The organism is Alicycliphilus sp. T452, assembly GCF_054512775.1.
Window position 1 is genome coordinate 1 of the sequence record NZ_JBTNEH010000051.1, and the last position, 6,338, is coordinate 6,338.

General features: G+C 66.9%; 4 protein-coding genes and 2 pseudogenes. 4 read left to right on the forward strand and 2 right to left on the reverse strand.

The window, feature by feature from the left end:
• Positions 1 to 126: 126 nt before the first annotated feature.
• A pseudogene (locus ACX12L_RS22600) lies at positions 127 to 1,251 on the forward strand (acyl-CoA dehydrogenase family protein); the annotation flags it as partial.
• A 119-nt stretch (positions 1,252 to 1,370) separates the two neighbouring features.
• Here the strand turns inward: ACX12L_RS22600 and ACX12L_RS22605 are convergent.
• On the reverse strand, positions 1,371 to 2,267 hold the full coding sequence (locus tag ACX12L_RS22605) for a LysR family transcriptional regulator (RefSeq protein WP_459264540.1): 897 nt from the start codon (positions 2,265 to 2,267) through the stop codon (positions 1,371 to 1,373).
• A gap of 117 nt (positions 2,268 to 2,384) precedes the next feature.
• Between ACX12L_RS22605 and ACX12L_RS22610 the strand changes: the two genes are divergently transcribed.
• The 3 genes from ACX12L_RS22610 (at position 2,385) to ACX12L_RS22620 (ending at position 6,192) form a co-directional block, all read left to right on the forward strand.
• Positions 2,385 to 3,590 carry an ABC transporter substrate-binding protein gene (locus tag ACX12L_RS22610; protein WP_459264541.1) on the forward strand — a complete coding sequence of 402 codons (1,206 nt, stop codon included), beginning with the start codon at positions 2,385 to 2,387 and terminating at the stop codon, positions 3,588 to 3,590.
• Between the two features lie 24 nt (positions 3,591 to 3,614).
• Positions 3,615 to 4,691: an alcohol dehydrogenase gene (locus tag ACX12L_RS22615; RefSeq protein WP_459264542.1), complete on the forward strand. Its 1,077-nt coding sequence runs from the start codon at positions 3,615 to 3,617 to the stop codon at positions 4,689 to 4,691.
• A gap of 67 nt (positions 4,692 to 4,758) precedes the next feature.
• The gene (locus ACX12L_RS22620; RefSeq protein ID WP_459264543.1) at positions 4,759 to 6,192 is read left to right on the forward strand and encodes an aldehyde dehydrogenase family protein; all 1,434 of its coding nucleotides are present in this window, start codon (positions 4,759 to 4,761) and stop codon (positions 6,190 to 6,192) included.
• A gap of 32 nt (positions 6,193 to 6,224) precedes the next feature.
• Here ACX12L_RS22620 and ACX12L_RS22625 read toward each other — a convergent pair.
• Positions 6,225 to 6,338: pseudogene (locus ACX12L_RS22625) on the reverse strand (IS5/IS1182 family transposase); the annotation flags it as partial.

Here is a 6,338-nt window from a genome sequence, read left to right on the forward strand (position 1 = left end):
AGGCCACCATACCCGTTTACAAAGCGAACAGGAAAGTCAATGAAATCAACGGTCTACCCAGACCACCCCCGCGCCAGTGCTAGCTTTGCGTACCGTCACTTATTGCACTGAAAACGAGGAGACCCCGAGGAACACGAGCAGTTCCGCGAGCAGGTGCGGCGCTTCTGCGAGAAAGAGGTGGCGCCGAACATCCGCCAGTGGGAGCGCGACGGGGTCACGCCCAAGTCGTTCTGGCGCATGGCGGGCGGGAACGGCATCCTGTGCACCACCATTCCCGAGCAGTATGGCGGCCCCGGCGGCGACTTCCTGCATGCATGCGTGGTGACCGAAGAGCTGGCGCGTATCGGGCTCAACACCGGCATCCCCGTGCATTCGGACATGGTGTCGCCCTACCTGCTGCACTACGGCAGCGAGGCGCTCAAGCAGCGCTTCCTGCCCAGGCTGTGCCGCGGCGAGATCATCGGCTCCATCGGCATGACCGAGCCCGGCACCGGCAGCGACCTGAAGAACATCAAGACCACGGCGGTGCGCGATGGCGACGAGTGGGTCATCAACGGGCAGAAGACCTGGATCACCAACGGCATCAACTGCGGCGTGGTATTGCTCGCCTGCAAGACCGACCCGGCTGCGGGCGCCAGGGGCGTGTCGCTGATCGCCGTCGAGGCGGATACCCCGGGCTTCACCAAGAGCGCCCGGCCGCTGGAGAAGATCGGCCTGCATGCGCAGGACACCGCCGAGCTGTTCTTCGACAACGTGCGCGTGCCGGCCTCGAACCTGCTCGGCGAGCAGAACAAGGGCTTCATCTACCTGATGGAGCAACTGCCGCAGGAGCGCCTGGTGATCGCGCTGCGCTCGGCGATGGTGCTGGAGACCCAGCTCGAAGCCAGCGTCCGCTACACCGGCGAGCGCAGGGTGTTCGGCAACAGCATCCTGGGCTTCCAGAACAGCAAGTTCAAGCTGGCCGAGGCCAAGGCCTACTGCGGCATGCTGCGCGTCTATATCGACGCCCTGGTGCGCCAGCACGTGCAGCAGCGCATCAGCGTCGAGCAGGCGGCCTGCGCCAAGCTGGTGGCCACCGAACTCATGGGCAAGTACCTCGACGAGCTGCTGCAGCTGCACGGCGGCTATGGCTACAGCGCCGAATACGGCATTGGCCGCGCCTGGGTCGATGCCCGCGTGGCCCGTATTGCGGGCGGCGCATCCGAAGTGCTCAAGGACATCATCAGCCGGCAGTGGCACAGCCCGCACTGAGCTCCTGAGCGGCCCGCATCCCCACGGCGTGCGAATACTTCAATAAAGAGAGCTGAAAACGCTTGCTGAGCAAGAGTTTCAGCGTTTTTTGACCAAAATCCTGTGCAGCATGGCGCGCTTCAAGTCTGCACGAGGGCGTTGCACAGCCTGCGTGCCGCCTCCGGGACCTCGTGGTCCCGCGTGGCAACGGCCAGTGTCAGGCAGCCCGTGCTCTCCTTGTTCGTCAGCGAGACGAAGCGCACCTGCTCATTGGTAAAGCGCGTGATGACCCTGGGCACCAGCGCGACGCCCAGGCCGCTCCCGACCAGTCCCACCACCGTGATGGCCTGTGTCGCTTCCTGCGTCACGCGCGGCGTGAAGCCTCCCCCTTTCCGGCAGACTTCGAGGATGGTCGCGCGCAAGTTGGGGACGTGGGTCCTGGAGAACATGATGAAGGTCTCCTCCGCCAGCTGGCCCAGGTCGATGCGCTTGCGCTTCGCCAGCGGATGCGTGGCCGGGAGCACGGCAACCAGGTCATCCTTCTCCGCGGCCTGCATATGAAGCCCCGTGGCGTCATCGATCGGCATGCGGATCACCGCGGCGTCGATCTGGCCGGCGCGCAGCATCTCGACCATGCCCACGGTCGTGCCTTCGCTGAGCTCCAGCGTGACGCTCGGGTGGCGTGCGGCGAAGTCGGGCAGCCGCGAGGGCAGCAGCCGGTAGATGGCCGAGCCCACGAAGCCCAGCCGAACCAGGCCCCATTCGCCCAGCGCCGCCAGGCGGGCACTCTGCCGCGCCTGCTCCGCCTGCATGAGGCAGCACCGCGCCTCGACCAGGAAGGCCTGGCCCGCCGGCGTCAATGTGGCGCCGTGGGCGCCGCGCTCGAACACGCGTGCACCCAGGGCTTCTTCCAGCTTGCGGATGGAAATCGACAACGCGGGTTGCGCGATGAACATGCGCTCGGCCGCTTCACGGTAGCTGCCCGCTTCGGCCACGGCGATGAAATGCGCCATTTGGCGCAGACCGAAATCGAGCATAGGGTTTCTCCGGGAGATTTATATGTTTTATATATCGAACCATAAAAATATCATATTAGTTATTTATCGCCATAAACTCTAACCTTGTTGCGAATATGGAGCTGTACGGAGACAAAAATGCGCCCATTCGCCACAACACTCACATTCGCAATCGCGGCATTCGGCGTTTCCAGCGCCCTGGCTCAGGCGGCGCAGCCGCCCGTCAAGATCGGCGTGCTGGCCGACCTGTCATCCATTTACTCGGCCATCGGCGGCAAGGCCCTGGTGGACGCGGCGCGCATGGCCATCGAGGACTTCGGCGGCAGCGTGCTGGACCAGAAGATCGAGCTGGTCTACACCGATACGCAGAACAAGGCCGACATCGCTTCGACGAAAGCCCGCCAGTGGTTCGATGTCGAGGGCGTTGACATGGTGACCGACCTGCCGGCGTCGGGCCTGGCCCTGGCGGTCAGCAAGCTCGGCGAAGAAAAGAAGAAGATCGTGATCGTGACCAGCGCCGCCACGTCGGAGCTCACCGGCAAGAGCTGCTCGCCCTACACCGTGCACTGGACCTACGACACCTACGCACTGGCGCGCAGCACGGGCGCAGCAGTGGTCAAGGCCGGCGGCGACAGCTGGTACTTCCTTTCCGCCGACTATGCCTTCGGCCAGTCGCTCGAGAAGGACACTTCCGACGTGATCAAGGAACTGGGCGGCAAGGTCCTGGGCAGTTCGCGCCATCCCGTGGGCGCGTCGGAGTTCAGCTCGTTCCTGCTGCAGGCCCAGGGCTCCAAGGCCAAGGTCATCGGCCTGGCCAACGGCGGGCAGGACACGATCAACGCCATCAAGCAGGCCGGCCAGTTCGGCATCACCAAGGGCGGGCAGAAGCTCGCCGCCATGCTGGCTTTCCTGACCGACGTCAAGTCCATCGGATTGCCATTGGCCCAGGGGCTGATGCTGACCGAGGCGTTCTACTGGGACCAGAACGAGGAGACCCGCGCCTGGTCGCAGCGCTTCTACAAGCGCAACGGCGTCATGCCGACGATGACGCAGGCGGGCACGTACGGCGCCGTCACGCATTACCTGAAGGCGATCAAGGCCGTCGGCAGCAAAGACCCGGATAAGGTGATGGCACAGATGCGCGCCACGCCCATCAACGACTTCATGACCACGAACGGCAAGCTGCGCGTCGATGGCCGGGTCGTGCGCGACATGCACCTCTACCAGGTCAAGAGTCCTGCGGAATCCAAAGGCCCGTGGGATCTGTACAAGGTCATCGCCACCACGCCGGGCGAGACCGCGTTCCGCCCGCTGTCGCAGAGCGAATGCCGCCTGGCCAGGTGAGTGGACAGGCCCGGAGGTCCAGCGGTGATCAGCTACCAAGTACATCGGTTCGGCGCGCGGCTCGCGCGCGCAGTGCAGGAGACGCCGCGCCCCGATGGCAGCCAGGTGCTGCTGCGCGTGCAGGCCGCCGGCGTCTGCCACACCGACATCCACACCTGGCAGGGCTGGTACGACATGGGCGGCGGCAAGCGCCTGACGATGGGCGACCGCGGGGTGGGCCTGCCGCTCACGCTGGGCCACGAGGTCGCGGGCCAGGTGGTGGCGGTGGGGCCCCAGGCGGCCGGGGTCGCCGTCGGGCGGCGCTGCCTGGTCTACCCATGGATCGGCTGCGGCGAGTGCAAGGTCTGCCGGCGCGGCGCCGAGCAGCTCTGCCCGGCGCCGCGCTTTCTCGGCATCTTTCGCGCCGGCGGCTACAGCGATCATGTGCTGGTGCCGCACCCGCGCTATCTGATCGACATCGGCGACATGCCGGCGGCCCAGGCGGCGCCCTATGCCTGTTCGGGGCTGACGGCCTACAGTGCGCTGCGCAAGTTCGACCCGGCCGTGCTGCGCGAAGAGCGCGTCGTGATCTTCGGCGCCGGCGGCTTGGGCCTGATGGCGGTGACGTTGCTGCTTGCGCTGGACAGCGTCGGCGCGGTGGTTGTCGAGCCGGACGCAGCGCGGCGCGAGGCCGCGCTCGCCGCAGGTGCATGCGAGGCCATCGACCCCGCGGCCCCCGGCTTCATGGCCCGCGTCAGGAGCGCGGCTGGCGGCAGCGTCTGGGCGGTGCTCGATTGCGTTGGGTCCGCGCAGACCGTGCAGTCGGCGCTGGACCTGCTGACCAAGGGCGGGCAGTTCGTGCAGATCGGCCTGTTCGGGGGGCAGATCGCGTTGCCGACGCCCCTGCTTCCGATCCACGCCCTGAGCTACCACGGCTCCTACGTCGGCAGCCTGGAAGAGCTGCATGCCCTGATGGCGCTGGTGCGCGACCGTGCGCTGCCTCCCATTCCCACCACCTGCCGCTGCCTGGCAGAGGCCGACGCAGCACTCGACGACCTGGAGCATGGCCGCGTGGTCGGCCGCGTCATCCTGCAGCCTGAGCGCCCCGGGCCGGAGGGTTGATGAACCGGCCGCCCGGATGCCAGCGCCATGCGGCGTGCCCGATGCCCCTCCTGCACCACTGACTGCGATGGATTTCCAGCACGACTTCACCATGACCATCGGTGGCCTTCCCGTGGCCGGCGAGTCTTCGTTCCCGGTCGTCAATCCGGCCACGACGGACTGCCTGGCGCAGGCGCCGGAGGCCTCCCGGGCGCAACTCGACGCGGCGGTCGCCGCTGCGCGGCGCGCTTTCGACGGCTGGCAGGCCGTGCCTCTGGCGCAGCGCCAGGCGCTGGTTCATTGCATCGCCGGGCGCCTGGAGGCGCACCACCATGCCTTTGCCAGACTGCTCACGAGCGAGCAGGGCAAGCCGCTGGCCGATGCGCACGCAGAGGTCGCCCGCTGCATCCGCTGGCTGAAGGAAACCGCGTGCATGGGGCTGCCCGACGAGGTGCTGCTCGACACGCCGGAGAGGAAGGTGGTCAAGCGCCACGTGCCGCTGGGCGTGGTCGCCGCCATCGCGCCCTGGAACTTCCCGATGACGCTGGCGGTCTGGAAGATCGCGCCCGCGCTCGTGGCCGGCAACACCATGGTGCTGAAGCCCTCGCCGTTCACGCCGCTGACGTCGCTCAAGCTGGGGGAACTGCTGCGCGATCTGCTGCCGCCTGGCGTGCTGAACGTCGTTTCCGGCACCGACCGGCTGGGCCCCTGGCTGACGGAGCATGCCGGCATCGACAAAATAGCCTTCACCGGCTCCACGCCGACGGGGCGCGCCATCATGCGCAGCGCCTCGGACACGCTCAAGCGCGTGACCCTGGAATTGGGCGGCAACGATCCTGCCATCGTGTTCGACGATGTGGACATCGACGCCTGGGTGCCGCGCATCTTCTGGGGCGCCTTTGCGAACAACGCCCAGTTCTGCCTGGCATCGAAGCGCATGTACGTGCATGCGCGCATCTATGAGCGCTTCGCGCAGGCGCTGGCGGCCTATGCCCGCACGGTCAAGATCGGCGACGGCATGGAACCCGGCACACGCATAGGCCCGCTGCAGAATGCGCGGCAGCACGAGCGCATCCGCAGCCTTCTGGCGCAGGCGCGCGCCGGTGGCGTGCGCTTTCTGGCGGGCGGCGATGTGCCGCCGGGCCGCGGCTACTTCGTGCCGGTCGCCATCGCCGACGATCCGCCGGACGATGCCCCCATCGTCACCGAAGAGGCCTTCGGCCCGGTGCTGCCGCTGCTGCGTTTCAGCAGCGAGGATGAAGTGGTCCGCCGCGCCAACCAGGGCCCGTATGGCCTGGGGGCCTCGGTGTGGAGCGCCGACCTTGAACGCGCCGAACGGGTGGCCCGGCGCCTGCAGGCGGGAACGGTATGGGTCAACACCATCCACGAACTCTCGCCGCAGTATCCGCTGGCGGGCCACAAACAGTCCGGCCTGGGGCGGGAGAACGGCCTGGAAGGGCTGCTCGAATACACCAACACGCAGATCCACACCATCAACCGCGGAGCGGTCGCGCTGCCCTGAGTTTCCGCAGGCCCTTCTGCCTCAGAACCTGTTTACGATCTCCTGAGTAGCAACGCCAAGAACGCCAAGTGGATGAACTGCAGGCTGGTGTTGAGCAGGCGCTCGCAGTTCTTCCACAGCCTGCGGTTCTTCTCCAGCCAGGCAAA